Genomic DNA, 25994 nt, shown 5'->3' with positions numbered 1-25994 from the left:
CCAGTGTGATTTGGTGTGGCGGGCGCATTCGTGCTCAACGCGCCGCGCGTCGGCTTGCATCACCATGAATAGCCCTGCATTCGATAGTTGGTGTCGTGACGACGCCCCCACCACGGCAGGTAAGCGTTGTTTCCGCCACGCGCACGGAACCAGTCCTCGTTCGGATCGATTGGCGTGAGATTGGCCGGTGGCATGACCACGACGGCTGCGGGGTGTTTCGGGTCGGTCGTGCCCGCGACGAGCGCGTTGCCGCCGTAGTGATTGATCCGGCCGATCGCCAGCGCAACGTCGGTCAATGCGCTGCCGGTTCCCATGTCGCCAAGCAAGGCCGCAGTGTTGAACGCCTGATTCTTGTGGTCGTACTCCGGCAGGATTTCGGTGAGTGTCTGCGATAGGCCGACAAGTCGCGCTGATGCGGCGTCGCTACCGGCACCCGCGTCGTGAACGATGTATCTGATATCTGGAATCGCGATCCCTGCGTTGCGCGCTGCCTGGTCGATGGTTGCCTTCCACGCTTGCACTGTTCGTGTCGTGCCGGACTTTTTCGAAAACGCGTCGGCGTTGCCGGTCGCTGCCTTGCCGATCCACGCGAGTGGTTCGCGCTCGGTGTTGAAGGTTGGGCCGGCGAGGAACAGCACGACGAGGTTCTCGTTGATCTGGGCGTCGGTGGGCGGGAAATTCGGCGCGTCCCAATTCATCACCCACACGCTCTTGTCGGGGTTCGCTTGCAGATAGTCCAGCGCGTTGTTCAACGACGTGAAGCCGGCGTTTGCACCGCCTTGCGTGATCTGCACATCAGGGGGCGTACTGCGGCTCCATACCTTCGGAAAATGTGGGTTGCCGATGAAAAACGTTTTTCGAATCGAGTCTTGCAAGTAACTTTGAGATTCAGCTGCGTCCAGCCGATCGGGAATGGCAAGCTCGACACGAATACCCGCTAGCTCACGCCAGTCTTTTCGATCGTCAGGACTCACTGTGTAGAAGTACTTTGAGTTTGTCCCATATCGCTTGAAAAGCAGTAGCGGAAACTTGGTCATGTACTTGCGATAGAAGCCCCTGAACGTCTCTGCCCCTCGGTTGCCGTAGACCAGTGCGCCAATTGACCGAAGTGAAGAGAATTTTTCAGGCTTTGTTCTCACCATATCGTCGTTCTTGTTCGGGGTAACAAGTCCTTGCGCCCACAACAGCTGCCACTCTGTTGGGTAGTCCATACGCTGCAATGGATTCAACCAAATCAGGCCGACGACTTGTGCTACGAGGGGCTTGGCCGGTTCTTCCGTATGGGAAGCTGCGCGAATGGTTGGATTGAGGGGCGTCTCGGCTAGCACCGGCCGCGTCAAGGCTGTGGTGAACAGAAAGATCATGAGCGCCAGCAAGCCGGGCACAGCTACGAATCGTTTCATCCAATCTCCTATTCCCAAGTGTGCCGGGTCTGGTTGTTCCACATGTGCCATCAGTGTGGCCATCAATAGAGCCGCGACTATCCAAACCATAACGGCGATGGCGACGCGTCGAGGCCAAGTACCGATCACGGCCTTCATAGCGGCCCTCCGGCGTTCAGATAGATCTGGCCCTCGCGCTCGTCTACGATCTTTGTCGGTATCTTTCCTTCACTGTTGTCGGCATGTACCCACTCTTGCATCGACACGTCATCAATCACGCCGAGCATGAAATACTGCGTGTACTTTTTATTTGGATGGCCGTCTGGAATGCCATCACCCATCCGCCAATCTGCTTCAATTCGCAAGTCGTACATCTGATCAGGCGTCAGGTAACACGGACCGATCGCGACGTCATACGCAAGCGCCTTTTCCGCATGCTCCGGGTTGGTCATCGTCGTCGAGTGGTTCGTCGGGCTGTTCGTCGTACCGCGATCAAGCCAATCCACGATCTGTTTGTCTCGCCATTCCTTGTAGCCTTCAGGTAGAGCGCTTTTGCCGTCTTCACCGATGACGTGACCGTCGCTGTCGAGCCACTCCGTGTTCAACGTGCGGCGCGCTTCCATCCGCATCAGGGCGCGGTCTTCGTAACGCTGCCCGGCTTCACTCGCGGCCGTACCGTGCGCGTCACCGTCCTTGTTCTTCGCCTTGTACTGGTCGTAAGGATCGTCGGCCCGTTTGGCGGCATCGATCTTGCCGGCATCGCGCCATGCGGATGGCGGATCGTTGTCTTCGTTGAAGGCGCTCGTTGCTTCGCCGTCCTCGGTCAGAATCGGCTTGTCGAACCTCAACGCCTGAGGCGGAAACGTCTCGTCCAGGGCCGGTGCGTCCGCCAATATCTCCCAACCCTTCGGCGGATCGGCATTCACGCGAAACATGTTCATTGCCGAACTGAACCCGGTCGCGACGAACATGATCGGCGCCGAGAACAGCGTTGCCGCCATCCCCCAGATCGACTCGTTTCCCTTGAGCGCGCCAACCAGATTGAACTTCGCCGGCGGCGAGGGCGGATACCAGAAGCCCCGCTTCGTGCCTTTCTTGCCGTAACGCCAGTCGTCTTCCCAATAGCGATAGCGCTTCTGCACACCGACATCGAAGCCGGACGCAAACACGCGTTGCGTCAGGACACCGTGTACGCCGATATCCGCCAGTTCGTGCCTGTCGATGCCGCGCCAGCCGATACCCTGCACAGTGATCGCCGAGATCACCTGATCGTGCGGACAGCAATACGCCGTGACGCGCCCATACGTCGATCCGTTCAGACCGTGGCGTGCACGGTCGGCCTGTGCGGTAAACGACTTGTCGCTCGTCGGCGATACCCGGTTGTTTGCCATGTCGGCATCGACTGTGTCGGGTGACGGTTCATGGGCAGCGCGATCGCCAATCATCGACAAGAAAGTGCGGAGCGTCTGAGTGCGCGCTGCGTAGGTCTGCCGGCCGCGCTTGCCCTCGGCATCCTTCGTCGCACGTTGCGACCAGGTATCCATGAACGTGTCGGATTTGTGCGGGCCTTCACTGTTCGCGAGGCTATATGGAGCATTCGCCAGCACGTAGGCATCCGCGACGCAGCGTCCCTTGCGCCCCCACGGATCTTCCACTTCCGGTAACGCGTCACCGAAGAACGCGCCCGTGAGGCCCACGATATTCCCCTGGCTGTGACACACGACGGTGATCGGCACGTCGGCGCGCATCTTCCGGATCGACTCGATCAGTTTGGCGAGCCGCAGCGCGGCAAGCACGCCATAGGCACGCGGCGGCGCGCGATACAGCGGCCGGTTGGTCGGGTTGATCCCCTGCACGGTTATCCACCCCACGGCGCGGTCGTCGAGGCCGCCGTGCCAGAGATCGGGCAAGCTCGAACAGCCATTGGTGAACGGGCCGCCTCCCCAATAATCCTTCTCGTTGAGAAAGATCTTGTCGCCGTATTCCTTCAGCTCTTCCAGTGTCGCGCGGTAGCCCCACCGAAAATGGATGACGGGCGAGAACGACGGATCGGGGATGACGTAATTGTCCGGCAGCAAGTCCGGATTCAGAAACCCCTCCGGCGTCACGCTTTCGGTGTACTTCGCAGGCGTCAACTGCCCGGCGTCGACCCCGTGATACTTCATCTGGTCGTCCAGGCGTCCCAGCCGACGATTCAGGCCCTTGCATAATCCCTCTTCGGACGCCTTGTACCATTCGCCCTCGGAGTTGACGCCGTGGACGAAGATGACGACGCCGGGCAACGGCAGTTGCTTGACGCAGATGAGCCGCTTGTTCTTGTCGTACAGCATCGGCCCTTGGGTTCGGCCGACGACGATAGGTGGCGGGGTGGAGCGCGATGCCGTTGAGTCGGGAGCATCAGTCGTCGTGGCCGGCGCATGGGCGTGCGCACTCGCTACTGGCCGATGGTCGAGAATCGAATCGGTCATGGTCTTAACCATTCTTCTTGATGAACTGCACCGACAGCGTTTCGAACTGGTCGCCCTGCACCGCCGGCAGCTCGCCGGCCGCGTCGGTGGTCAGGTTCGACAGCGCTTCGGATGCGCGCTGCATGCGCCCGTCGAACCCCGCCACCGCATCGCCGTCGGTCGCGCGAACGAGTTTCGGCACACGGCCCAGCAGGGCGTGGTCGAACGTCGGCATATCGGTGCTCATGCTGGCCGGGCCGCCCCACGCATGGCCTGCCGACTTCACCGTGAACGTGCCGGGGCAACCGAGTTCGATGTCGCCGCCGTTCAGCTTCAGGTATGCACCGCCCGACGTGACGAACACGACCTGATCGTTCGCCATGCCGGCAAGCTTGCCGCCGGCCGCGGTCAGCTGGATGTTCTTCGCGGAATCCACCTGCGTGTCGTCGTCCTGCGACTGGATCGTCACCTTCCCGCGATTCGCGATGGCCGACACGCCGCCGCTGTGCGCGAACATCGCGACGCCATGGCCGCCGTTCAGGTTGATGCGCTCGCCGCTCGCGACCTGCACGTGCCGCTGGGCAATCTGGTCGATGTTCTCGCCCGCATACATGACATGCGTCCTGGGCGTGACGTGAAGCGATCCCGCCTGTGCGCCGAACGCCATCAAGGCGGACGTGCCGCCAGCGGAACCGGTATCCGCAAGGTCGGGCTTCCAGTGACGGAACGCATCGACGATCTTCTCCTGCCCGGCGGTATCCGCGGCCCGTCCGCCGTGCTGGCCGGCATGGTCGCCGAGCGAGTTGAACAGCATCATGCACTGGTCGAGCAACTGAATCAGTTCGTCACGATCGAGCTGACCACCGGTCGCGCGTGTGCGCGCATAGGTCGAGAACAGGATGCCCTGGGCCGCGCGCAAGGCCGCCGCGGCATCGGTGCGCAACTCCGCGCCTTCGCCCCGATCGGCACCGTGTCCATCCTTGCGGGGCTGCGTCAGATAACCCAGGTTCAACTGGGTATGCGCATGCTCGCTCGCCAACTGCGCGGATATTTGCGACGGCGTATCGTCCAGGCGAAGCTGGTTGTACCGATCGCCCTTGATTTCCTTCGTCTTGATCCCGGACACGTAACGGTTGCCGGGCAGCGCACCGGTATGCGTGAACGTTGCGGGCGGGTTCGCGCCGTTGCTCAGCACGCCGATGATGACCAGGCGGTCCGGATCGCCCGACAGGCAGCCCAGCAAGACTTCCATCCCGATGCGGGGCAGAAAGAGCGTGCCGAAGTTTCCGCCCGCGAGACTCGCGCCGACGCGTATCGGTGCGCTGTCGCCGGCCGACCCGTTCGTTCCGGCGCCTTGTGCGTGTTCGTGGTCGGCGGGATCGAGGCCATGAATCCGTACACGCACGCGGCCGGCCGCGTCGCAGAATACTTCCTCCCCCTGCGTGCCGACGATCGTGCCGGTCAGCAGGTGAGCCGGTGGGAGGTCGATTCTCGGGTCGTAGGACGGTGTGAGCGGCACGCCGCGACGCACGCACGTGAAATGGTTTTCATAGCGCGTGTCCGACTGTTCCGGCGCATCGCACGGCGTGGTTGGGTCGGCTTGCGCGAGGTTCCGGCTGGCCGCGTACAGCATGGTCACGCGGCTCGTCAGGTCTTTGGGAAGGTTGTTCCGGATGTCGTGCCGTACCGACGTCACGACGAACTGCCGCTGCTCGGCCGGCTTCATGTCGAGTTCGGGGTCGCCCGTCAGCGTGAACCAGCAGCCGACCGGCATGTCGCGGACGTGGCCGATTCCGTCGTAGCGCTCCGCCGCGAACTGGTGGGCGAGTATCCGGTCATGCGTGATGCGGTCGTGATCGTTCCACGAGTCGCCGACGTGCGGAATGTCGATCGCGACGTCGGTCAGCAGCCGGGCCAGGTCGTTGCCGGCGTCGCCCTGATCGATGCTCGTCGCGATCGCGGAATCGTCCATGCGCGCCTTCTTGTAGTCCCACGACGGCCGGCCGGCTTTGCCGGGGGACAGGCGCTGATGATGCGCAAACAACGTCACCGTATCGCGTTGCGCGGTTCCCGAATCGCGCGGATGAAGACGCACGGTGCCGGCAGGCGATTCCGGCAATCGCAGCGGGTCGTCGCAGAATACGAGCGTGTGGATCGGCCGCTCGTCGGTGGAGCCACGCGCGTTGTCGACCGCCCACGCCTTGGCAAAAACGGTGATGCCTTCGCGTCGCAACAGCCGGCGCACGAAACGGGCGTCCGACTCGTTGACCTGCCGCGTCAGTTCACGCGCCGGATAACGTTCGGCTCGCAATCCCGACAGGTCGAAATCGAACGCGCGCGCGAGTGCGACGCTGCGTTGCCGCCATTCGTTCAGCAGCGTGCCGAGGATGTCGATGACGTTCCGCGACCGGAAGACGCGGGAATTGATGCGGCGGTCCATCAACGACAGCGCATCGCAGATGCGCAACTGATACACGGTCAACTCGCCGTCGGATTGGCCGGCCTGCACGTCGTGCACGATCGCGTTGATCGCCCGCACGTCGCCCCGGTCGGTCGTCAGCCGGACCGACACCGGCAGGCCGAGAAACAGCGTGGGCGCCAGATGAGCATGGGTGGATATGCAGGTCAGCTGCCCGTCGATTCCCGACATCAGTCCTTCGCGAATATCGGCGTGATGAAGCGCCAGCAGATGGCCGACCGCGTGTTGCGCCTGCCCGAAATGCGGGGCGATGGGCCGGTTGTTCCAGTCGACCAGACCGGACGCAAAGTTTCGTAATGCTGTTGCTATCGACATAACGGCAATCTCGTTGCTTTTCTGGCTTGATCTTTTTGAGTCGAATTCTCGGTGCGGTAAAGAAGCGGTGATCGTGATTTCGCTGCGCAGAATATCAAACAATGGGGCTTTTAAAGGTTTATTGGTATTTTGAGATGAAAATCAATTCGCGCTGAAACGGTGTTCGACATTTTTCGGGTTTGGTGGGGTATTTTGTTTTAATTGGAAAAGTCTTATGTCGATTCGTCAGGGGTGGTATTTGTCGCCATCCCTTTCTGGACGGTTCGGAGGTGGAGGTTGCGGGCAACTATGCCGAACCGGATTGGGTGTTGTTAATTTGAAATTCGACTTGTCCTAATTCGAATATAGGTGGGGCGGATTTGAAATATAAAAATCGATGTGTGCAGGATCGCGCTCGTGCATCCGGTATGCGTGTCTGCTTGACAGCGGTTTTGCCGTTTTAAGTTTGATAGTGTGGAAGGCGGTTTCCGTCACGGCTCGCCATGGCGCAACTGCATAAGCGCGAAGATCCTGGAACGCGAGTCAAAGTCCACCGCGATCGAAGATCGAGAACGCCTCTTTTGTCATATGAAATGTGTTACCCGCACGTATCGTCCGGCCTCGTCGGATCGGGTGCATGCCGGGTGTGAGCGGGCCAGTCCCCGGTCACCCGGATGTCCATGAGGGATTTCCCCCGAGACGCACAATCGCGTGTCACTTCAACCCCACGACCGTTCTCTCCCCGCCTTCCCACCGTCACTTCCGCCCACCGCCGCCGATTATTTGCATATCGCGAATGGCGCGTTCGCCGCGCGTTCGATACCCGATCCCTGGCGTTGCACCTATCGTTGTGCCGTCGGCTCGCCGGATTCGATACGTCGAACCGGAGCGGAAGCCGGCGCTTCCCGGCGATTCACATCGCACACAAAAACCATCGGACCTGGCTGATGCGCAGGCGCTCCGTCGCGCGCAGGCGAACCTGTGTCCACGGAGACGGAAATGAAAGCAAACGAGTGGGATACCTCCTATGAGTGGAAAGCGGTCACGCTGCTGGCGCTCGGCTTCGGGCTGGTCGGCCTCGACCGCTGGCTGATCGCGCCGCTGTTCCCTTCGATCATGAAGGACCTCAACCTGAACGCGCAGGACGTCGGCAACTGCATCGGCGTGCTCGGCCTGTCGTGGGGCATCTTCGCGGCGCTGATGGGCGGCATCTCCGACAAGGTCGGCCGCAGGAAGGTGCTGATTCCGGCCATCATCGCGTTCTCGTTGCTGTCGGGCTTCTCGGGGCTCGCGGGCGGGCTGCTCGGGCTGATGGCGATTCGCGGCCTGATGGGTGTCGCGGAGGGCTCGTTCTGCCCGACGAGCTTTGCCGCGACCGCCGACGCGTCGCATCCGCGGCGGCGCGGGCTGAACCTCGGGCTGCAGCAAAGTGGCTTCGCGCTGTTCGGGCTCGCGCTGTCGCCGATCATCGCGACGCAGCTGCTCGGTTTCGTGTCGTGGCGCTGGGTGTTTGCGCTCGTGGCCGTTCCCGGCCTGATCCTCGGCGCGATCATGTTCTTCGTCATCCGCGAGCCGAAGGTCACGCCGGCCGTCGCGTCGGAGCATGCACCGGCATCGCTCGGCCATGTGCTCAGGAGCCGCAACATCCTCGTGGCGATGGCCGCACTGTGCTGCGCGATGACGGGCGTATTCGTGCTCGGTGCGCTGCTGCCGCTGTACCTGACCGACTACCTGGCACTCGGCACGCAAAAGATGGGCCTCGTCGTGTCGGCGATCGGCTTCGGCGGCTTTCTCGGGCAGTTCGGGCTGCCGGGCCTGTCCGACCTGGTCGGCCGCCGTCTCGCGAGCATCGTCGGCTTCGCGGGAACGGCCGTGATGCTCTATCTGTTCCGCGGCCTCGGCCCGGAGCCGTTCGCATTGTTCGGGGTGCTGTTCGTCGCGTCGTTCTTCACGCTCGGCCTGGTGTCGCTGCTGTCCGGCCCGGTGGCGACGGAGGCCGCGCCCGTCGGGCTCGTGTCGACGTCGATCGGCGTGGTAGTGGGTGTCGGCGAGATCTTCGGCGGCGGCATCGCGCCGGCGCTGGGCGGCTACGTCGCCGCACACTTTGGCATCCAGAACATTCTGTGGCTGCCGATGTGCGCGGTTGTGCTGGGCATCCTGGTCAGCCTGCTGCTGAAGGAAACCGCGCCGGCCGTGCTGCAGCGCCGCGTGGCCGTGCAGCCGGAACTGGCGGCCGGCGAGCAATCGCGGTAAGGCCGCGCGAGCAGGGCAGGGCAGGGCAGGGCGGTGCATGCGGCGGGCGGTGCTGTCAGCGATTGACATCGATTGGGTGACACAGTGACGCCTCCCGCATGACACAGCCCGATATCCGCACGGGTAGACTGCCGGTTTCGCTGTCGAAAAAGGGCGCGGTATGGACCGGTTTCTGAGCATCGAGGCATTCGTCAGGGTGGCGGAGGCGAGCAGCTTCGCCGAGGCGGCGCGGCAGCTCGGCGTGACCAGCTCGGTCGTGACGAACCGCATCCAGCAGCTCGAGAAGTTCGTCAACGCGCCGCTGTTCCATCGCAGCACGCGCCACGTGCGCCTGTCGGAAGTGGGCGAGGCGTTTTATCGGGAGTGCGCGGAGGTCGTGGGGCGCGTCAACGAGCTGACGGACCAGATGCGCGAGCTGCGCGCCACGCCCACCGGGCGGCTGCGCATCCAGATGCTGCCCGGTTTCGCCCTCGATCACTTCGGCGCGCCGCTGATGGAATTCAACCGGCGCTACCCGGGCATCCAGATCGACGTCATCGTCAACGACCGCGTGGTGGACCCCGTCGAAGAAGGGTTCGACATCGCGTTCCAGATCTTTCCGCCGATCTCCGAGTCGCTGATCGAACGGCGGCTGTTCACCGTCAGGCGCCTCTTTTGCGCGTCGCCCGCCTACCTCGCCGCGCATGGTGCGCCACAACATCCGCGCGACCTGCTGCAGCACACGACCGCGCTGTATTCCGGCTACCCGTCGCGCAACCGCTGGACGATGACGCGCGGCGAAGAGGTCGTCGAAATGGAGCTGCCGGGCATGATCCGCTCGAACTCCGTGCACCTGCTGCGCGAGTACGCGCTGACCGGCGGCGGCGTCGTCTGCCTGCCCACGCTCGTGGCGAGCGATGCGCTCGTCGCGGGCCGCCTGGTACCGATCCTGACCGACTATCAGCTCGCGCCGCTGAGCTTTGCCGCCGTTTATCCCGCGACGCAGCGACAGGCGCTGAAGGTGAAGGCGCTGGTCGAATTCCTCGCGGACCATATCGGCGACGAATCCCCGTGGGATCGCCCCCTCCTGGAGCGCGGCTGGGTGCGTTGAACCGCGCGGATTATTCGCGAAACGCAAATGCCGTAATCGCCGTCCGTTGCCTTGTTGCTGCTGTGCGTTGCCCCTAGAGTTGAATCCAACAAGCAGTTCAACTCAGGAGACAGCAATGACCGACACGGCATTCCACACCGTCTTTGGCTCGCTCGACCATTACCGGAAGGGCGAGATCGAAATCACCAGCGGCAGCGCCCGGCACTACGCGTTCTCGAACGTGTTCGAGGTCGCATCGAAATCGGCGCCGTATGAAAAGGTCGTCGCCGGCAAGAACCTCGAATACGTGATCGAAGTGCTGCGGACCGACGGCCAGTCGCCGTGGTTCGCGTGCCCGCACGACGAGTTCGTGATCCAGATGGACGGCGAAGTCCGGATCGACTTCATCAAGCTCGATTCGCCGCCGAAACCGGGGCGCGGCACCGTGAGCGCCGGCGCCCAGCCGGCCGGCCGCAAGATGGGGTATGTCGTGCTGCGCAAGGGCCATCAGGCGCTGCTGCCGGCCGGTTGTGCATACCGCTTCACCGCGAGCCGGCCGGGCGTCGCGCTGGTGCAGACCGTCCTTGGCGAGCTGTCCGTGGAGAAGTGGGCCGAGATCTGCCTGCACTGATTCGTCCGACCTCATTCGACATTCCCAGGAGACACGTTATGGCCACCCTCGACACCCTCGACCTTTCCACAGGCTTTGCCGCCGATCTGGTGCGATCGACCGAAGCCGATGCCGTCACCGGCTACCGCCGCTTCCAGCTCGGCGAATTCGCGTTCCAGCGCGACGAATACTTCGTGAAGATCAGCTGGCCCGCGAAAGGCCGGACGCGCACGCATGCGATGCCGGCGGACGCGTTCCTGCGCGCGATGATGCGCGACGTGGCGTGGGGCTTCTTCTACGGCTGGGTGAATTTCGACCACGTGTTCGGCACGCGCAATCACTACGGCAAGGTGGACATGTATGCGGGCACGTTCAACGGCATCCTGAAGGACGCCGGGGTCGACTACACCGAGACCTTCGAAACGCCCACGATCATGGCGACCTTCAAGGCGATGCTGCACGACTGGACGAACGAAGGCTTCGATCCGTTCGCGGCGCCCGAGGAAACGGGCACGGCGTTCGGGCGCAAGCACGGCGACAACGGCGCGGCGATCGAGCGCACGCGCATCGCGACGCGCCGCATGCCGGGCCTCGAGGGCGACTCGCCGCTGCGCGACGACCTGCCGGTCAACCGCGCGTTCCTCGACGTCGCGCAGGACGAACCGGAGGTGCATGTCGAGCCCGGTTTCGAAGGCGAACTGCACGCGTTCAACCTGTTCAAGTACCTGTCGCGTTCGGACGTCACGTGGAATCCGTCGGTCACGTCGGTCTGCGGGCGCAGCCTGTTCTGCCCGACCACCGAGGAATTCATCCTGCCGGTGTTTCATGGCAACGACCGCGTCGAATGGTTCCTGCAACTGTCCGACGAAATCGTGTGGGACATCGGCGACAAGAACACCGGCGCACCGCGCGCACGCGTCACGATGCGCGCCGGCGACATCTGCGCGATGCCCGCCGACATCCGGCATCAAGGCTATTCGACGAAGCGGTCGATGCTGCTCGTCTGGGAAAACGCGACGCCGGACCTGCCGCAACGCTACGAGAGCGGCGAGCTCGCGCCGTATCCGATCGCGTTCTGAGCAACGCAGCCGCTTCCGCTTCAGCCCTGTACCGAGGACGATTCATGCAAACCCAACTCTTCATCGACGGGCGTTTCGTTGACGCCGTCGACCGCGCCACGATCGACGTGCTGAACCCGCACGACGGCTCCGTCATCACGAAGATCGCCGCAGCCGACGCGGCGGATGTCGATCTCGCCGTCGAAGCCGCCACGCGCGCGTTTCCCAAATGGTCGGCCCTGCCGGCCGCCGAACGCGGCCGGTTGCTGCTGCGCCTCGCCGACGCCATCGAGGCCAACGCGGAGGAGCTGGCGCAGCTCGAATCGCTGGACACCGGCCACCCGATCCGCGATTCGCGTGCGCTCGACGTGCCGCGCACGGCGGCCTGCTTCCGCTACTTCGGCGGCATGGCCGACAAGCTGCAAGGCTCGGTGATTCCGGTCGAAACCGGCTTCCTGAACTACGTGCAGCGCGCGCCGATCGGCGTGGTCGGCCAGATCGTGCCGTGGAATTTTCCGCTGATGTTCACGAGCTGGAAGATGGGCCCGGCACTCGCCGCCGGCAACACCGTCGTGCTCAAGCCGTCGGAGATCACGCCGCTGTCGACGTTGCGCATCGTCGAGCTGATGGCCGAGGTCGGGTTCCCCGCCGGTGTCGTCAATATCGTCCCCGGCTACGGGCATACGGCCGGCCAGCGGCTCGCCGAACATCCGGGGGTCGGCAAGATCGCGTTCACGGGATCGACGGCCACCGGCCGCCGGATCGTCGAAGCGTCGCAGGGCAACCTGAAGCGCGTGCAGCTCGAACTGGGCGGCAAGGGCGCCAATATCGTCTTCGACGATGCGGATCTCGACGCGGCCATCAACGGCGCCGCATGGGCGATCTTCCACAACCAGGGGCAGGCGTGCATCGCCGGTTCGCGTCTCGTGCTGCACGAACGCATCGCGGATGAATTCCTCGAGCGATTCGTCGCGCTCGCGTCGTCGATCCGCATCGGCAACCCGCTCGACCCCGATACCGAGATGGGGCCGCTGACCTCGAAGCAGCACCTCGATCGCGTGCTGTCGTACGTCGACGTCGCGCGCGAGCAGGGCGGCCGCGTGCTCACCGGCGGCAGCGCGCCGCAGGACCCGGCGCTCGCCGGCGGCTACTATGTGCGCCCGACGGTCATCGAAGCGAGGAGCGCGGCCGATCGCGTCGCGCAGGAGGAAGTGTTCGGCCCGTTCGTCACGGTGCTGCGCTTCGGCAGCGACGACGAAGCGCTGGCCATCGCCAACGCGACGGAATACGGGCTGGGCAGCGGCCTCTGGACGAAGGACCTCTCGCGCGCGCACCGGATGGCATCGCGGATCAACGCAGGCATGTGCTGGATCAACTGCTACAAGCGCGTCAATCCGGGCAGCCCGTTCGGCGGCGTCGGCAAGTCGGGTTATGGCCGCGAGATGGGCTTCGAGGCCATGCACGACTACACGGAAGCGCGATCGGTGTGGGTCAACGTCGACGGCAACGTGCCGCCGCACTTCAAGCGCTGAGGTTTTCCATGGATCGCTTCGTCTATCAGGGCACGCCTTCCCGCGTGGTGTTCGAATGGGGCGCACTCGCGAGGCTGCCGGACGAGCTGTCGACGCTCGGCGCCCGCCGCGCGCTTGTCTTGTCCACGCCCGAGCAGCGGCCGCTCGCCGAGCGCGTGGAGGCGATCCTGGGCGAGCGTGCGGCCGGCATCTGTGCGCAGGCGGTCATGCACGTGCCGGTCGAGGTCGCGCATGCCGCCCGCGAGATGGCCGGCGAGCTGGACGCGGACTGCTGCGTCGCGATCGGCGGCGGCTCGACGATCGGGCTCGGCAAGGCCATTGCGCTCGAGTCGGTGTTGCCGATCCTCGCCGTGCCGACCACATACGCCGGCTCGGAAATGACGCCGATCTTCGGGCTCACGGAGGGCCGGCTGAAGCGCACCGGGCGCGACGCACGGGTGCTGCCGCGTACGGTGATCTACGACCCGTCGCTGACGGTGTCGCTGCCGCCGGACATTTCCGCGGCGTCGGGCATCAATGCGATGGCGCACGCCGTCGAGGCGCTCTATGCGGAAGACGCGAACCCGGTGATCAGCCTGATGGCGGAAGAGTCGATCCGCGCGCTCGGTGAAGCGTTGCCCGTGATCGTGCGCGATCCTGAACATCGCGCGATGCGCAGCCGCGCGTTGTACGGCGCGTGGCTCGCCGGAACCTGCCTGGGCGCGGTTGGCATGGCGCTGCACCACAAGCTGTGTCACACGCTCGGCGGCACCTTCAACCTGCCGCACGCGCAGACGCATGCGGCGATGCTGCCGCATACCGCGCACTACAACCATGCCGCCGCGCCCGATGCGCTGCGCCGCGTGGCGCGCGCCCTGGGCGGGAACGACGCAGCCGAAGCCGGCCCGCTGCTGTTCGCGCTGAACGCGCGGCTCGGCATCGCACCGGCGCTCGCCGATCTCGGGATGCCGGAGAGCGGTCTCGACGAAGCGGCCGACCTCGCCTGTCGCAACCCGTATGCGAACCCGCGGCCGATCGAACGCGCGGCGATTCGCGCGCTGCTTCAGCATGCATGGGAAGGACGCGCGCCGCGGTGAGCGGCTCGCGCGTCAATGGAGACAGACATGAGCGATGACCACCATGACGGCGATGCCGGACTGACCGGGCAGGTCGCCGCCGGCTTCGACGGCACGCCAGGCGCGCGCCTGCGCGTGCGGTGCCTCGTATGGCCACTTTGCGCGTTCGTCCTCGACCGGAGTTGATCGACATGGCGCGATTTTTTGCGGTGTTTGCGACGGACCAGCCGGGCATGCGCGACGTGCGCGACCGCATGCGGCCGATTCATCGAACCTACCTGCGCTCGGCCGACCAGCACGGCGTGGTCGTGCGGCTCGGCGGGCCGACGCTGGACCCGCACGGCGACGCGATGAACGGCACGCTGCTCGTCGTGGAGGCGGACGACATTCACGCGGTGATGCAGTTCGTCGGCAACGATCCGTACGTGAAGGAAGGGCTGTTTTCGCACGTCGAAGTGCGGCCGTGGGACTGGAGCCTCGGCAATCCCGAGCAGCGGGTGTGAGACATGGAAGCCCGACAACTCTGCCGTTTTTCCGATGTGCCCGACGGCGGCGCGCGGGTCGTCGACGAGGCCTGCATCGGACGCCCCGTGATCGTCGTGAGACGCGGCGGGCAGGTGTGGGCGTACGTGAATCGCTGCCCGCACTTCTCGGTGCCGCTCGATTTCGTCCCGGGTAGCGTTTCCTGTTACCGGTCGCAGGTGTTGATGTGCGCCCATCACAGCGCGCTGTTCCGGTTCGACGATGGCGTGTGTATCGACGGGCCTTGCTCGGGTTCGGCGCTGGAGGCCGTGACGGTCGAGGTGGATTCCACCGCGTGGATCATCCATCGGGACGCTTGATTCGGGCGTTTCGATGAGCGCGAGCGGGGCCGATTGATGTGGTGGTCATCGAGTTGGTCAATCAGTAAAGCTAACCATGATTCAGGCGCTGTTCGATTCCGCCTGAATGAACGCAATTTCCTTTGAAGCACCGAGCGAGCACCCGCCACGTAGCGGGTGGCGGCCTCGCATTTTCATAAAAAAGACGGAGACGACATGAAACTCAGGTTTGGAGCAGTGATGATGCTTGCCGTGGCGCACGGCGCATCGGCGCAGAGCAGCGTGACGATGTTCGGTCTGATCGACGCGGGCATTTCTTATGTCAGCAACGAGGGCGGCGGAAAGAACGTCAAGTTCGACGACGGCATATTCGCGCCCAATCTCTTCGGCTTTCGCGGGACTGAAGACCTCGGTGGCGGGTATCGCGCGACGTTCGCGCTCGTGAACCAGTTCTCGATGGCGAACGGCAGCATCGTCGGCACGGGGATTTTCGGACGCAACGCGTATGTGGGCCTGGAAAGCAACCGGTTCGGCAGCATCACGCTGGGCAACCAGTACGACTTCATGGTGGATTCGCTCTTTTCGAAGGGCAATGCGATCGCACGGGATATCTCGGGGCTGTACGGCTTTCGCAACGGCCCGTTCCAGCGTCTCGCGCTGCCGGACAATCCGACCGGTGCGTTCGATTGGGATCGCACGGCAGGCAGCAAGCCGATCGCGAATTCCGTCAAGTACAGTTCGCCGACGATCGCGGGTTTTTCCGGCGGCGTGATGTACGCGTTCGGCGGGGTGGCCGGCTCGGTCGGCGCGGACAATGCGGTCAGCGCCGGGGTGAACTACGAGATGGGGGCGTTCGGGGTCGGTGCGGCCTACACGAACGAGAAGTACGGTCCCGCGCCTGGCGTGCCGTCCACCAGCGTGCGCAACTGGGGTGTCGGGATGCATTACGACTTCGGTGCCGTGACCGCGAGTGCGCTGGTGACGACCGTGCACAACGCGTTCAACGATGCCGGCGTGTGGATGGCGGAGACCGGCGGGCTGTGGCACATCAGGCCGGATGTCGTGCTGGGCGCGAAGTACATGTACATGAAGGGCAACGAAGCGGTGAACGACAACCACGCGCATCAGGTCAGTGTGGCGCTTCAGTACCTGTTTTCGAAGCGGACGATGGTTTATGTGTCGGCCGACTACCAACGCGCGAACAGCGGCGCGAATGCACAGGTCAATGGCGTGCTGGATCCGAACGGGGCTTCAGGTTCGGCGAACCAGACGGTGGCGCGGGTGGGGCTGCATACGGTGTTTTGACGGGGCGGCGGGCGGATCCGGTGCCAAGGTCGGCCCGCCAATGAACTACTCCGCTGCGGCGGCCGCCTCTTTGGCCTTGTCCTGTTCCGCCGCCAGCGCGGCATCCGCCGCCTGCGCGCGCTGGATGGCCGGGCGTGTTAGCACGCGATCGATGTAGGCGCGAATGCGCGGCGTCTCGGGCACCAGCTTGAACATCGTGGTCCAGTTCAGCGCCGAGCCCCACAGCACGTCGACTGCGGTAAAGCGCTCGCCCAGCAGGTAAGGCCCCTTCGCCAGTTGCGCATCGATTGTGCCGACGACGGTATCGAAGTCGCCGTAGGGCGACGTCGAGTAGGCCGCGGGCGGGCGATTCATCGATCGGTCGACGAGGGCCGGCTCGAAACACGAACCATAGAACGTCATCCAGCGCAGATAGGGGCCGCGCAGCGCGTCGCCCGGCGTCGGCGACAGGCCGGCTTCCGGATACAGTTCCGCCGCATACAGGTAGACGGCCGCCTGCTCGGTGACGATCACGTCGCCGTGACGCAGCGCGGGAACCTTGCCCAGCGGATTGATGCGCAGGTATTCGGCGTCACGGTGTTTTCCGGTGGAGAGATCGAACGCGCGTAATTCATAATCGGCGCTCAGTTCCTCGAGCAGCATCCGCACGCCGGCCGAGCGGCTACGCGGAGAGTGGAACAGGGTCAGGTGACGGTCTTGCGGCATGGCGGGCTCCGGTGGGTGCGTTCGTCGACAGGGATTCGAATGTAGGACGGTTGCGCCCCCTCGTCTTGGAAAAACCCGCTGTGGCGGTGCATCATTGCGCCTTCACTTCATCGGTTCCCGACCATGGCCGACCTGCACAACGTGACCGACACGCCCAAGGGCGTGGTCGGCCCGAAGGCGATCAATCAGCGCTTCCGTCTCAATCGCTATCATCCGCGAGCCGAACTGGCCGGCGTGCTGGATCACCACTGGATCGTCGAATGGGATCTGCGCGGCCAGGCGCCTTACGTGCAGCGCACACTGCCGTATCCATGCGTGAATGTGGTGTTCGACCGGCGGCAGACGGGGATCTTCGGTGTGGTGTCGGGGGCGTTCGAGACGACGCTCGCGGGCGCCGGCAGGGTGATCGGCTTGCGGTTCCGGCCGGGCGCGTTCCGGGCGTTTTTCGGCAAACCGGTGCATTTGACGACCGACAAGGTGCTGCCGGTGTCGACGCTGTTCGACTGCGGCGATGCGGAAGCCGAAGCGGCCGTGCTCGGCGCCGGGGACGATGCCGGGATGGTGGCGGCGGCCGAGGCGCTGCTGTTGCGGGTGCTGCCGCCGCCCGATCCGCAGGTCGAGCGTATTCATGCCATCTTGCAGATGCTGCAGCAGGACATCGGGCTCACGCAGGTGCGCGACCTGGCCGAGCGTGCGGGGTTGAGCGAACGCACGTTGCAGCAGCTCTTTTCCAGCCATGTCGGGGTGACGCCCAAATGGGTGATCCGTCGTTATCGCCTGCACGAAGCCGCGGACAAGCTCGCGGGCGGCGAGGCGGTCGATCTCGCGGAGCTGGCCCAGGCGTTGGGGTATTTCGATCAGGCGCACTTCACGCGCGACTTCCGGAAGCTGGTGGGGAAGGCGCCGGCGGAGTATCGGCGCGAGGACGGGCGGGGATGAGTGTGCGGATTCCTGACGGGGGGCGCTTCGCGTTTCCCGCCGGTTGTTGTCGCGCGGGCAACACGGTAGTGTGTCCGTTGGCCTGCCGCCGTGCCGACGACGAACCTATGATGGGCGCGCCGCCCATCCGTGAATGTCGAACGGCGGGTGCGTTGCCGATCATTCCACCCTATAGTGCACGTCGTTGATCGATCTGCAAGAACCTCGGGAGTTCGTCGTGTTTTACCGGAAATCCACATTGGGTCGCTCGAACTTCGCGTGCGTCGTCGCCCTGACGATGATGCTCGCGCCGGTCGCGGCGCATGCAGCGCCGGAGGCTGCGGACGGCACGACGCGCATCGCGTCGGCTGTCCATTCCGACACGTCGCCGGCACGACCGATAGCCGGCGACGACCCGGTTGCAATCCGGGATGCGCTGAAAAAGCTGCACATCAATACCCACTCACCTTCGTTGCCCGACCGGGTTCGCGGCCTGGTCTCCAGCGCGGTCGACCGGCATGGCCCGAATCCCGACCTGGCGTCCGTCGATCTGGATCGTGACGTGACGTTCGTGGTGCCGGTGCGGTACGGGCTGAGGTACTCGTCACGCCGGCACCTGTTGACGCTGGACGTCGACCTGTTCGACGCAGAGCGCAACGACCGGGCGGGCATCCTGCTCAGAAAAGTCACGACGGGGCCGCGAGGGCGCGGGCTCGTGATTGCGCCCGAAGCGAAGGCGAAAGGGTACATCCAGCACGTCGACATCATCGAACTCGATTCCGGCCAAGGCAAAAAGACCGCGATTCGTAGCCGCATGCGGCTATCGCCCGCCGAGCACGCACGAGCGGGTGGCGAATTCGCACTCGTTTTCTCCGGGCGGCTGGTTCGGCCTTACCTGACGGAACAAACCGAGCATGCCGATCCGAGTATCGACGAGCCGACCGACATCACGACGAGGATCTCCACGTTGCACATGGATATCCGTGACATCTCGCTGGTGAGTCAGTCGAGCGGCATCGTCATGTCGAAGAAGCTGCATTTGTCGAAGTAGCGGGTTTCTCGAGCGGAGCTTCGACCGGCCACGAAGCTCCGCATGTGACGACGGACGATGCTGCGGGGCGCGGACAGTTGCGTCGCAGCCGATCTGCCGCCCCGGGCATCCGTGAGGCTGCCTCGGCCCTCATGTAAGATGCGCACAGCTTCACCCGGTCTTGAGAGGGGCCGGTTCTCGCGCCACAACGGCAATCAGCCGCACAACAACAAGGAAGCCACGAGATATGCCGGGGATTCCCACAGAAACCTTTACTGTCTGGCACACGATTCTGTCCGTGGCCCGACACGCACCGTCGCCGCACAATGTTCAGCCGTGGCGGGTGCAACTGATCTCGGACGAATGCGCCGAGCTGTTCATCGACGGCACGCGCACGCTGCCGAAAGAAGACACGACCGGCGCGTTCCTGTTGTCCGCGATGGGCATGTTCATCGACGCGATCGATCTGCTCGCGGCACCGCATGGCTTGCGCATCGAATGGCAACTGCATCGCCCGGTGCGGGAATTCGCGGCCATCCTGTCCCGGCCGACGCCGCCGGGGCTGATTCCGTTCGCTGCGCTGCGGCTCGCCGCCAACACCCACGCGGATGCGTCGCGCGACGATCCGTCTGCGCTGATGCTGGCGCGCCGCACGTCGCGCATTTCGATGGACCCGATACCGGTGCCGGATGCCGCCGTCACGCAACTGGCGGCGCTGGCCGACGAATGGGGGCATCGATATACGCACCTGTCGGGTGCGGAACTGATCGAGCCGATCATCGCGGCCAACATCGACGCCGTGTTCCATGACATGAACGTCGCGGACTACCACGACGAAATCACGGCCTGGTTTCGGTTCACGGAACGTTCGACTGCCCGACATCGCGACGGTCTCGACTGGCGCTGCATGAACCTGTCGCGCGCCGAGTTCTGGATGTCCGCACGTCTGTCGAAGATCCTGACGTTCAAGCCGACGCGCTTCTATTTCAAGCGCCGGTACCGGTCGCAGCTCGGCCATGTGCCGGCGATCGGCGTGTTGAGCGGCGACTTCTTCAATCCAGAGAAGGCGATCGAGTCGGGCCGCTTCCTGCTGCGCTTCTGGCTGGCGCTGACGAGCCTCGGCCTGTATCTGCATCCGTACGGCAACCTGGTCACGAACCCCGACGCCGCCGCGTGGTTCAGCACGCATGCCGGGGTCGACCGCGCATGGCTCGTGTTCAAGGTCGGCTACTCGCGTACGCCGCCGCAAAGCCAGCGCAGGGCGCTTGCCGACATCCTCGTCGATGCGCCGGTTCCATCCCATTCGCCGCAATCCGCATGAATACGCTCATTCGCCTCTTTCTCGAAGCCGTTCTCTGGACGCTCTGGTTCCTTCGCCGCGTGATCAGCGTCGACGGACGTCTTTATGTGTTCCTCAACGCGCCGATTTTTCAGCCCTATCTGGCTTATGTCGGCCGCATGCGCGCCCGCGTCGCGTTCCTCAAGGCGAGCACGTCGTGCCCGGCCTACATCGAGTTCCTGAAGGCCGAAGGCTACAAGGCCGACGGCACATGGCGGCTGTCGGACCTGCCCGCCATGACCAAGGAGAATTACATCAAGCGCTATTCGATCGAGCAGCGCTGCTACGGTGGCGCCATTCCGAAGTCGGGTGTCGTCATCGACGAATCGTCGGGGTCGACGGGGCAGCCGAACAACTGGGTGCGCAGCGCGGCCGAACGCAGCGACGTCAAGCGCATCCTGCAACTGAACTATCAGCTGGTGTTCCGCGACTCCGGCAAGATGCTGCTGAACTGCTTTGCACTCGGGCCGTGGGCGACCGGCATGAACGTGTCGATGTCGCTCGTCGACGTCGGCATCATGAAGTCGATCGGCCCGGACAAGGCCAAGCTGATCAACACGCTGAAGCTGTTCGGGCCGAAATACCAGTACCTGATATTCGGCTACCCGCCGTTCATCCGCTCGGTGGTCGACGAATGCGATCTCGACCTGAGCGCGTACCACATCGATTTCATCGTCGGCGGGGAAGGGTTGTCGGAAGCGTTGCGCGACCATCTGCTGCGCAAGGCGAGCACGGTGATCTCGTCGTATGGCGCGTCGGACCTCGAGATCAACATCGGCGTCGAGACGCCGACGACGATCGGCCTGCGGCGTGCGTTGCTCACGCGGCCCGAGCTGTGCCGCGAGCTGTTCGGCCGCGATACGCCGCCGATGATCTTCCAGTACAACGCGCTCGATTACGTGATCGAAACGAATGACGATGGCGAACTGCTGGTGACCATCGGGCGGCAGTCGGGCGCCGCGCCGAAGATCCGGTACAACATTCGCGATTCGGGTGGGACGTATCGATTCCGCGAGCTGAACAGGCGTCTGTCGGCACATGGCATGCGCCTGCAGGATTTTGCCGCGCGGACCAGCCATTTCCCGTTCCTGTTCGTGTACGGCCGCAACGATTCGAGCGTGCCGTTCTATGGCGCGAAAGTGTTCCCGTCCGACATCGAGCAGGTTCTGTCCGCTTCGCCGGTGCTGCATGACGCGATCAGCACGTTCCAGCTCGCGACGACCGAGGATGCGCAGTTGACGAGTTTCCTGCACCTCCATCTCGAACGGGCGTTGGGCAGTGCGCCGATGCCGCTCGACGATGCGGCGCTGCATGGCGAGATGGTCGAAGGCATGAAGCGCGTGAATCAGGATTTCCGCGAGGTGTCGAGGCTGTTCGATCCGAAACAGGTGGTCGTGCATCTGCATGAGCACGATACGGGGCCGTTCAAGGGGCGGGATATTCGGATCAAGAACCGGTATATCGCGTGAGGGCGTAGGTTTCGGGGTGTTTGGGGCGCGTGTGGTTGGAGGGCGGTGAGGAGGACTGACACAGCTCTTCCTTTCGCCTCGCTTACAAGGGCTGGATCGGTGAGGTCATCCGGCTAAAGTGCCGCTCTCCCGACACTTCTTGCGCTACGCGTGCGTTTCGATATAATGAACCATCGTTCGGAATGTCGAACGAGAGAAATCAAGCATCCAGAGTCGGGTTATCCGACGCCAACCTGCCCTCCCGGGCAAGGTGGACGCCCTTGAGGCGATGCGGCCGATTTACGGCAACGAAACGGGAGCAGCATCGCTGGCACCGGTTCGATAACCACTCAACCGGAGCAATCATGCGCCAGGATACCGCTGCTTCCCGCCAGACCGTCTGTGAAGACTGGTCGCACCTCCTTCCCGGTTTCACGCTCACGCATACGGTTCATCTCGTTTCGGGATTGAATCCGGGCATCGTGTCGACAGCGGCTGCCGTACTCCAAGGTGAAACCGCCACGGTCGACCGATGGGCCATCGCCCGTTGTGGCGACGTTCTCGAGCAGAAGATCGTTCTCGGGGAAATGACGGAAGGGCAAGCGGTTCGACTGCGCGATCGACTTGCCGCGCTCGATGGCGTGCTGCGCACGAGGATGGAACATCATTTCGTCCGGGCCGGTTCGGCCGCCTCCGGGAATTGACCGGAGGGTGACAGTTCATACCCTCGCGTTTCCACTCGACCTTTGTGTAGTCGTAGACACCGCGAGGCTTGAATTCAACCGCTATGGTCATTCCTCTCCGCTCCGGGAGGCCTAACTCGTGTCGGGCTTGTTCCAGGTCAACGATGCTGTTCGTCAGCGCTTGGAGTTGGCCCAAAAGTCGGCGCGCATGGCTACCCGATCGACTTGAGCGGTGCTACCAAGCGGGGCAAGCTCGGAGCGGAGAACGACCACACTCTTGCGTTGCCGGATTGAGCGGACGATGCGGTCTTCAAGCGTCATTTGCCCTCCGTTCCTGGTGTTCACCTGCCATTGACGTCTGCTGATTTCAGTCGCGCTCACGAGGCTTCTCACCAAAGGCATGTCTCTACCGAACACGAAGTTCTGGGCTTGGCTAACGATTGCGAGATTCACACGGCGATGGGCCACCTATGCAGGACGCTGCTCTCGGTACTCATTTCGGATACGGTCGTACACGGCAAGCGCACGCTCGTCGTCGGCGCAGAAGCCCTCGAGATAGAAGCGCGGGACGAAATGGTGTCGCCTGGGCCTGTGCACTTTGCCTCCCGTATATTCCCGCCGACCCTGCGGCAAGCGACGAAGTTAGGTGCATGATTGCCCTTTCCGCCGGCCCACCAAAAGGGCGCTTGCTCCGGACTTATTGAGAAGACTGCTTCGGCAGACTTAATCGTAGAGCATCCAAAGCTTCGTCATGCAGGTCGGTGCCATCAATTTTGACCGATGCGTTGTTTGCCAAAAGCACGGTTGCTCTCAAATGCCCTTGCTCGGCACGGAACTGAAGCTTTTCGAGCACGTGTTTCCTACCGGCGATGAGCTCTTTGCAGGCAGACCGGACATCTTCTTCTCCTTTCAGCACCACTTTTGCCCGAACACCTTTCTCAATTTGAAGTGCGCCCAACTGAATCGAGTCGATGACGACGCGGCTACCGAAATGTTTCTGAAAGTCGTTGACCCAAGACATCACGTCCACAGTCAACGGAGCAACCGGAAGAGCGAAATCCGTTATCTCCAAGAGTTGGTTCACAAGACTCTGCGTCGACCGAGGCGCATCCACGAGTTCCAATCCAGGCCAATCTGGCCCAGCTCGAAAGGAAGTCTGGTGAAACTCCAAGCGCCTGAAAGTTAGCTCCTTGCCGAACGGGTCGGCAACGGTCTCATCGTACTCGTAGCGCTCAACGTACCTAGCCTCCAAGAAATCGTCGCGGACCCTGTCCAGGATGAATCCGTTCGAACCGTCATCTGAGAATGGCCGCTGCCGAATCTGCTTGGCGAGCGCTCGGACCGGCAGTGGCCAGTCGGCCTGCAACCACCGATAGCGAGTCATTCTGCCGTTCCCCCAACGGGCGCGACTGGCGTTCGCTTTGCCCTCATGTCCTGCAATATCGCGCGTGCCGCAGATTCGATAAGTTGATAGAGACTCTCTCGCTCTCCGTCGTCAACGGGACGCGCGGTCTTTGTGTATTCGCCCTCTTGGAAGCGGTAGGCACCTTTAACGGAGTACTTGAAGCTCTTGCCGTTTTCGCCATCCTCAAATTCGGCGTGCAGATGCGGTATGTCGTAGGGGATGGTCGTTTGCTTGGTCTTCCACGTAACCGAGGTTATATAGAACCCCCGTTCCTTCAGCGACATATACTCTTTCGAGGCTATGAGATTCTCACCGCTCAAAGCCATGCTTCGCACGATTACAAGCAATTCTTGGCTCGCTTCCGCTCTGGCATCCTCATCAAGGTCGTCCTCGTCTAGCTCGCCCTCGGGACGTAGACTGGGGGCGATTTTTAGATTCGTCACCCCGTTGAGTTTGTGGGCCGGCAGTTCGGATATCAGGCGCATAAAGAACGTCGTGCGCTCGTCTGCCGTGAAGTCCGCGTCAAGTTCAATCGCCTCACGGGTGATTGGAGCGCGACGACGGCTTTCGATGCGGCCCGTGAGGTCTTCAACAATTTGCTTCGATTTCGCCGATGCTGGCAAGCGGACGACGGTTTTGCCGCCTTGCTGGATAAACTCAATGGTCGCGTCCACACGCTGGCGCTGGATGAGGCGCGTTCGCGAATAGTCCATGTCGTCGTACTCCACGTTCATGACCAAGCCGTCAGTACCCTTCGAGTGAGAGACGACCCTCTCGCTGGTACCGACGTCGGCCTTGTACTCACGCACGACAGCCTTCAGCTCGTCAATCGGTATGTCAGCATCGAGCGTAACCGAAGTGGTCTTTTCACCCCGGCGAGGCGATTCCCGGCGCCCCATGACCTCACGAAGCTCGTTGAGTGTGAAGGGCAACTGGGAGATGGCTTCAACCAAATCTTCACGTGTGTCGTGGGGTGAAAAAAAGATACCGCGTTCGCGAGCGATTTCCCGGAGAACCCCTTCCGTCAAGCTGCGCTTCGCGCACGCGAGCAGGTCAAAAATGTCTTTGTCCGTCGCATAGAACTGTTGAGTGTTGTCAGACATAGTCCATTCCCAGCTCGATGTCCGAGAAGCGAGTCAATACTTGCGACATTCGCTTGTACTGAATTTGCTTCACCCTTTCCGCCAATGGCGACCCCGTCGACGCGTCCGAGAGTCCGTCGATATAGACCTGCTGTGCCTTTTGGAACATTGGCTGCGCAACCGGAGAGGCATCGAGAAGCTTCATCTCGATATCGACGCCCTCTTTGAGTAGCTGGAGGCTACGCAAGTAATCGAACAGGTACGTGAACTCGTCTGCTGACTCGCCTTTGCCACGATAGAAAAGCACGAGACCTTTGTGTTCAGGGTGGCCCGTGCGGTCGTACTCGAGAATGATGAGCTGGGAAGTCAGCATCTCGAGCGTTGCCGCCTTGGCATGTTCGAGCTCCAGATTTTTGCGCCGAACGAGTTGAGGATAGAAGTAACGGCAGTGCGCCGGGTCCGGCAATGGAGCGCCGCCCGTACGGCGACCACGCATCTGAACGATTTCGTACCGGACGTTGTCGAGCCAGAAGATATCTTCTGGCCCGAGAATGACGAGCCGCGAGCCCTTCGGCAAATCTAGCTGGGCGTTCTTCAAGCTCCTCAGATGCTGCCTGAAATCCTTGTCGTACTCGCCGTCATGGTTGTACACAAAAAGGAGGCCACAAATCGAAGGCGTGACGTTCGGATGGATGTAGAGTTCGCGCCATTCGTCACTCACCTCGGCGCATGACACCTGTTTGGACAGGCTCTCAAGTGCCCCTTTGACCGCGGAGAACGTGATTGATGATTTTGCATAGCTTTTTAGGTCGCAGTTAACGTAAACTCGATTCCGAGAATAGGGGTCGTCATAGTAAAAGACCACGTCGGACGGATGAGTGTCTAGCTTGTGCTGCTCCTTCTTTTCACAGCTCCAATTCTTGTTCATTGGACCAGTGATGCTCCAAAAGAACTCCGCGAAGAGTTCATTGGAAAGTCGCTCTGCCATAGCAGCAATGTTCGCTGTCTCGGCCATTCCGTCTGGTCTCCTTTTCGTAGCCCGGCACTCTGCCTGCGGGGCAAAATACGCAACCTGTAAG

The 25994-nt window shown here is 62.9% G+C and carries 24 protein-coding genes and 1 riboswitch; of the genes, 15 read left to right on the top strand and 9 right to left on the bottom strand.

The features are described 5' to 3' along the window. Positions 1-59 precede the first annotated feature (59 nt). The 3 genes from PQB87_RS31785 to PQB87_RS31775 form a co-directional block, all read right to left on the bottom strand. A complete protein-coding gene (locus PQB87_RS31785) occupies positions 60-1403 on the bottom strand; it encodes a virulence factor (RefSeq protein ID WP_111942897.1) in 1344 nt (447 codons plus the stop codon). Positions 1404-1537: 134 nt separating this feature from the next. After that, positions 1538-3712, bottom strand: coding sequence for a T6SS effector phospholipase Tle3 domain-containing protein (locus PQB87_RS31780; protein WP_489244319.1), 2175 nt, complete (start codon positions 3710-3712; stop codon positions 1538-1540). 142 nt (positions 3713-3854) lie between these two features. After that, positions 3855-6623: a type VI secretion system Vgr family protein gene (locus PQB87_RS31775; protein ID WP_489243258.1), complete on the bottom strand. Its 2769-nt coding sequence runs from the start codon at positions 6621-6623 to the stop codon at positions 3855-3857. Between the two features lie 978 nt (positions 6624-7601). Between PQB87_RS31775 and PQB87_RS31770 the strand changes: the two genes are divergently transcribed. From PQB87_RS31770 to PQB87_RS31725, 10 genes are all read left to right on the top strand, one after another. Beyond that, entirely contained in the window at positions 7602-8855 is a 1254-nt protein-coding gene (locus tag PQB87_RS31770) for an MFS transporter (protein ID WP_060358742.1), read from the top strand. Between the two features lie 160 nt (positions 8856-9015). Further along, positions 9016-9945 (top strand): LysR family transcriptional regulator, encoded by a 930-nt coding sequence (locus tag PQB87_RS31765; RefSeq protein ID WP_111943657.1) that lies wholly within the window; start codon positions 9016-9018, stop codon positions 9943-9945. Positions 9946-10060: 115 nt separating this feature from the next. Next, a complete protein-coding gene (locus PQB87_RS31760; protein WP_021160026.1) occupies positions 10061-10555 on the top strand; it encodes a cupin domain-containing protein in 495 nt (164 codons plus the stop codon). 38 nt (positions 10556-10593) lie between these two features. Next, entirely contained in the window at positions 10594-11613 is a 1020-nt protein-coding gene (locus PQB87_RS31755; RefSeq protein ID WP_060064682.1) for a hypothetical protein, read from the top strand. Between the two features lie 44 nt (positions 11614-11657). Beyond that, positions 11658-13124 carry an aldehyde dehydrogenase family protein gene (locus PQB87_RS31750; RefSeq protein ID WP_489243257.1) on the top strand — a complete coding sequence of 489 codons (1467 nt, stop codon included), beginning with the start codon at positions 11658-11660 and terminating at the stop codon, positions 13122-13124. An 8-nt stretch (positions 13125-13132) separates the two neighbouring features. Continuing rightward, positions 13133-14200, top strand: coding sequence for a maleylacetate reductase (locus PQB87_RS31745; protein WP_111943661.1), 1068 nt, complete (start codon positions 13133-13135; stop codon positions 14198-14200). Positions 14201-14227: 27 nt separating this feature from the next. After that, a complete protein-coding gene (locus PQB87_RS31740; protein WP_181523115.1) occupies positions 14228-14365 on the top strand; it encodes a hypothetical protein in 138 nt (45 codons plus the stop codon). Positions 14366-14370: 5 nt separating this feature from the next. Continuing rightward, positions 14371-14682, top strand: coding sequence for a YciI family protein (locus tag PQB87_RS31735; protein ID WP_021160030.1), 312 nt, complete (start codon positions 14371-14373; stop codon positions 14680-14682). A 3-nt stretch (positions 14683-14685) separates the two neighbouring features. Further along, entirely contained in the window at positions 14686-15021 is a 336-nt protein-coding gene (locus PQB87_RS31730; protein WP_059688639.1) for a Rieske (2Fe-2S) protein, read from the top strand. Positions 15022-15216: 195 nt separating this feature from the next. Next, the gene (locus PQB87_RS31725; RefSeq protein ID WP_489243256.1) at positions 15217-16305 is read left to right on the top strand and encodes a porin; all 1089 of its coding nucleotides are present in this window, start codon (positions 15217-15219) and stop codon (positions 16303-16305) included. 45 nt (positions 16306-16350) lie between these two features. On the opposite strand, the gene PQB87_RS31720 is transcribed toward PQB87_RS31725, so the two are convergent. Next, positions 16351-17010 carry a glutathione S-transferase family protein gene (locus PQB87_RS31720; RefSeq protein ID WP_489243255.1) on the bottom strand — a complete coding sequence of 220 codons (660 nt, stop codon included), beginning with the start codon at positions 17008-17010 and terminating at the stop codon, positions 16351-16353. Between the two features lie 123 nt (positions 17011-17133). On the opposite strand from PQB87_RS31720, the gene PQB87_RS31715 reads away from it, so the two are divergent. From PQB87_RS31715 to PQB87_RS31695, 5 genes are all read left to right on the top strand, one after another. Further along, entirely contained in the window at positions 17134-17949 is an 816-nt protein-coding gene (locus PQB87_RS31715) for an AraC family transcriptional regulator (RefSeq protein WP_489243254.1), read from the top strand. 217 nt (positions 17950-18166) lie between these two features. After that, a complete protein-coding gene (locus tag PQB87_RS31710) occupies positions 18167-18979 on the top strand; it encodes a hypothetical protein (RefSeq protein ID WP_489244317.1) in 813 nt (270 codons plus the stop codon). 226 nt (positions 18980-19205) lie between these two features. Further along, positions 19206-20279 (top strand): nitroreductase family protein, encoded by a 1074-nt coding sequence (locus PQB87_RS31705; protein ID WP_111943669.1) that lies wholly within the window; start codon positions 19206-19208, stop codon positions 20277-20279. Next, on the top strand, positions 20276-21766 hold the full coding sequence (locus PQB87_RS31700) for a phenylacetate--CoA ligase family protein (RefSeq protein WP_111943671.1): 1491 nt from the start codon (positions 20276-20278) through the stop codon (positions 21764-21766). Before PQB87_RS31705 ends, PQB87_RS31700 begins: the two co-directional genes overlap by 4 nt. 198 nt (positions 21767-21964) lie before the next feature. Then, a riboswitch (SAM-I-IV-variant riboswitch) is annotated at positions 21965-22068 on the top strand. 42 nt (positions 22069-22110) lie between these two features. Beyond that, complete coding sequence (locus PQB87_RS31695; RefSeq protein ID WP_155638684.1) at positions 22111-22449, top strand: hypothetical protein; 339 nt, start codon at positions 22111-22113, stop codon at positions 22447-22449. A gap of 153 nt (positions 22450-22602) precedes the next feature. On the opposite strand, the gene PQB87_RS31690 is transcribed toward PQB87_RS31695, so the two are convergent. The 5 genes from PQB87_RS31690 to PQB87_RS31670 all read right to left on the bottom strand — a co-directional run bounded on the left by PQB87_RS31690 (position 22603) and on the right by PQB87_RS31670 (position 25930). After that, positions 22603-22749, bottom strand: a complete 147-nt coding sequence (locus PQB87_RS31690; protein WP_181523116.1) for a hypothetical protein — start codon at positions 22747-22749, stop codon at positions 22603-22605. A gap of 147 nt (positions 22750-22896) precedes the next feature. Further along, positions 22897-23025 carry a DUF4238 domain-containing protein gene (locus PQB87_RS31685; RefSeq protein WP_181523117.1) on the bottom strand — a complete coding sequence of 43 codons (129 nt, stop codon included), beginning with the start codon at positions 23023-23025 and terminating at the stop codon, positions 22897-22899. A gap of 100 nt (positions 23026-23125) precedes the next feature. After that, positions 23126-23812: a hypothetical protein gene (locus tag PQB87_RS31680; protein WP_060376983.1), complete on the bottom strand. Its 687-nt coding sequence runs from the start codon at positions 23810-23812 to the stop codon at positions 23126-23128. Beyond that, on the bottom strand, positions 23809-24936 hold the full coding sequence (locus PQB87_RS31675) for a hypothetical protein (protein ID WP_060376982.1): 1128 nt from the start codon (positions 24934-24936) through the stop codon (positions 23809-23811). The genes PQB87_RS31680 and PQB87_RS31675 overlap by 4 nt, the downstream gene beginning before the upstream one ends. Continuing rightward, positions 24929-25930 (bottom strand): PD-(D/E)XK nuclease domain-containing protein, encoded by a 1002-nt coding sequence (locus tag PQB87_RS31670; protein ID WP_060376981.1) that lies wholly within the window; start codon positions 25928-25930, stop codon positions 24929-24931. The genes PQB87_RS31675 and PQB87_RS31670 overlap by 8 nt, the downstream gene beginning before the upstream one ends. Positions 25931-25994 lie beyond the last annotated feature (64 nt).

The sequence above is a fragment of the Burkholderia sp. KL41 genome, from assembly GCF_057005415.2.
This window is presented reverse-complemented; position numbering and strand designations above follow the sequence as displayed.

Excerpts from the sequence above, each read along its gene's own strand:
- PQB87_RS31785 (WP_111942897.1), bottom strand. The coding sequence starts at position 1,403 with ATGAAACGATTCGTAGCTGTGCCCGGCTTGCTGGCGCTCATGATCTTT.
- PQB87_RS31780 (WP_489244319.1), bottom strand. The coding sequence starts at position 3,712 with ATGCTGTACGACAAGAACAAGCGGCTCATCTGCGTCAAGCAACTGCCG.
- PQB87_RS31775 (WP_489243258.1), bottom strand. The coding sequence starts at position 6,623 with ATGTCGATAGCAACAGCATTACGAAACTTTGCGTCCGGTCTGGTCGAC.
- PQB87_RS31770 (WP_060358742.1), top strand. The coding sequence starts at position 7,602 with ATGAAAGCAAACGAGTGGGATACCTCCTATGAGTGGAAAGCGGTCACG.
- PQB87_RS31765 (WP_111943657.1), top strand. The coding sequence starts at position 9,016 with ATGGACCGGTTTCTGAGCATCGAGGCATTCGTCAGGGTGGCGGAGGCG.
- PQB87_RS31760 (WP_021160026.1), top strand. The coding sequence starts at position 10,061 with ATGACCGACACGGCATTCCACACCGTCTTTGGCTCGCTCGACCATTAC.
- PQB87_RS31755 (WP_060064682.1), top strand. The coding sequence starts at position 10,594 with ATGGCCACCCTCGACACCCTCGACCTTTCCACAGGCTTTGCCGCCGAT.
- PQB87_RS31750 (WP_489243257.1), top strand. The coding sequence starts at position 11,658 with ATGCAAACCCAACTCTTCATCGACGGGCGTTTCGTTGACGCCGTCGAC.
- PQB87_RS31745 (WP_111943661.1), top strand. The coding sequence starts at position 13,133 with ATGGATCGCTTCGTCTATCAGGGCACGCCTTCCCGCGTGGTGTTCGAA.
- PQB87_RS31740 (WP_181523115.1), top strand. The coding sequence starts at position 14,228 with ATGAGCGATGACCACCATGACGGCGATGCCGGACTGACCGGGCAGGTC.
- PQB87_RS31735 (WP_021160030.1), top strand. The coding sequence starts at position 14,371 with ATGGCGCGATTTTTTGCGGTGTTTGCGACGGACCAGCCGGGCATGCGC.
- PQB87_RS31730 (WP_059688639.1), top strand. The coding sequence starts at position 14,686 with ATGGAAGCCCGACAACTCTGCCGTTTTTCCGATGTGCCCGACGGCGGC.
- PQB87_RS31725 (WP_489243256.1), top strand. The coding sequence starts at position 15,217 with ATGAAACTCAGGTTTGGAGCAGTGATGATGCTTGCCGTGGCGCACGGC.
- PQB87_RS31720 (WP_489243255.1), bottom strand. The coding sequence starts at position 17,010 with ATGCCGCAAGACCGTCACCTGACCCTGTTCCACTCTCCGCGTAGCCGC.
- PQB87_RS31715 (WP_489243254.1), top strand. The coding sequence starts at position 17,134 with ATGGCCGACCTGCACAACGTGACCGACACGCCCAAGGGCGTGGTCGGC.
- PQB87_RS31705 (WP_111943669.1), top strand. The coding sequence starts at position 19,206 with ATGCCGGGGATTCCCACAGAAACCTTTACTGTCTGGCACACGATTCTG.
- PQB87_RS31700 (WP_111943671.1), top strand. The coding sequence starts at position 20,276 with ATGAATACGCTCATTCGCCTCTTTCTCGAAGCCGTTCTCTGGACGCTC.
- PQB87_RS31695 (WP_155638684.1), top strand. The coding sequence starts at position 22,111 with ATGCGCCAGGATACCGCTGCTTCCCGCCAGACCGTCTGTGAAGACTGG.
- PQB87_RS31690 (WP_181523116.1), bottom strand. The coding sequence starts at position 22,749 with ATGACGCTTGAAGACCGCATCGTCCGCTCAATCCGGCAACGCAAGAGT.
- PQB87_RS31680 (WP_060376983.1), bottom strand. The coding sequence starts at position 23,812 with ATGACTCGCTATCGGTGGTTGCAGGCCGACTGGCCACTGCCGGTCCGA.
- PQB87_RS31675 (WP_060376982.1), bottom strand. The coding sequence starts at position 24,936 with ATGTCTGACAACACTCAACAGTTCTATGCGACGGACAAAGACATTTTT.
- PQB87_RS31670 (WP_060376981.1), bottom strand. The coding sequence starts at position 25,930 with ATGGCCGAGACAGCGAACATTGCTGCTATGGCAGAGCGACTTTCCAAT.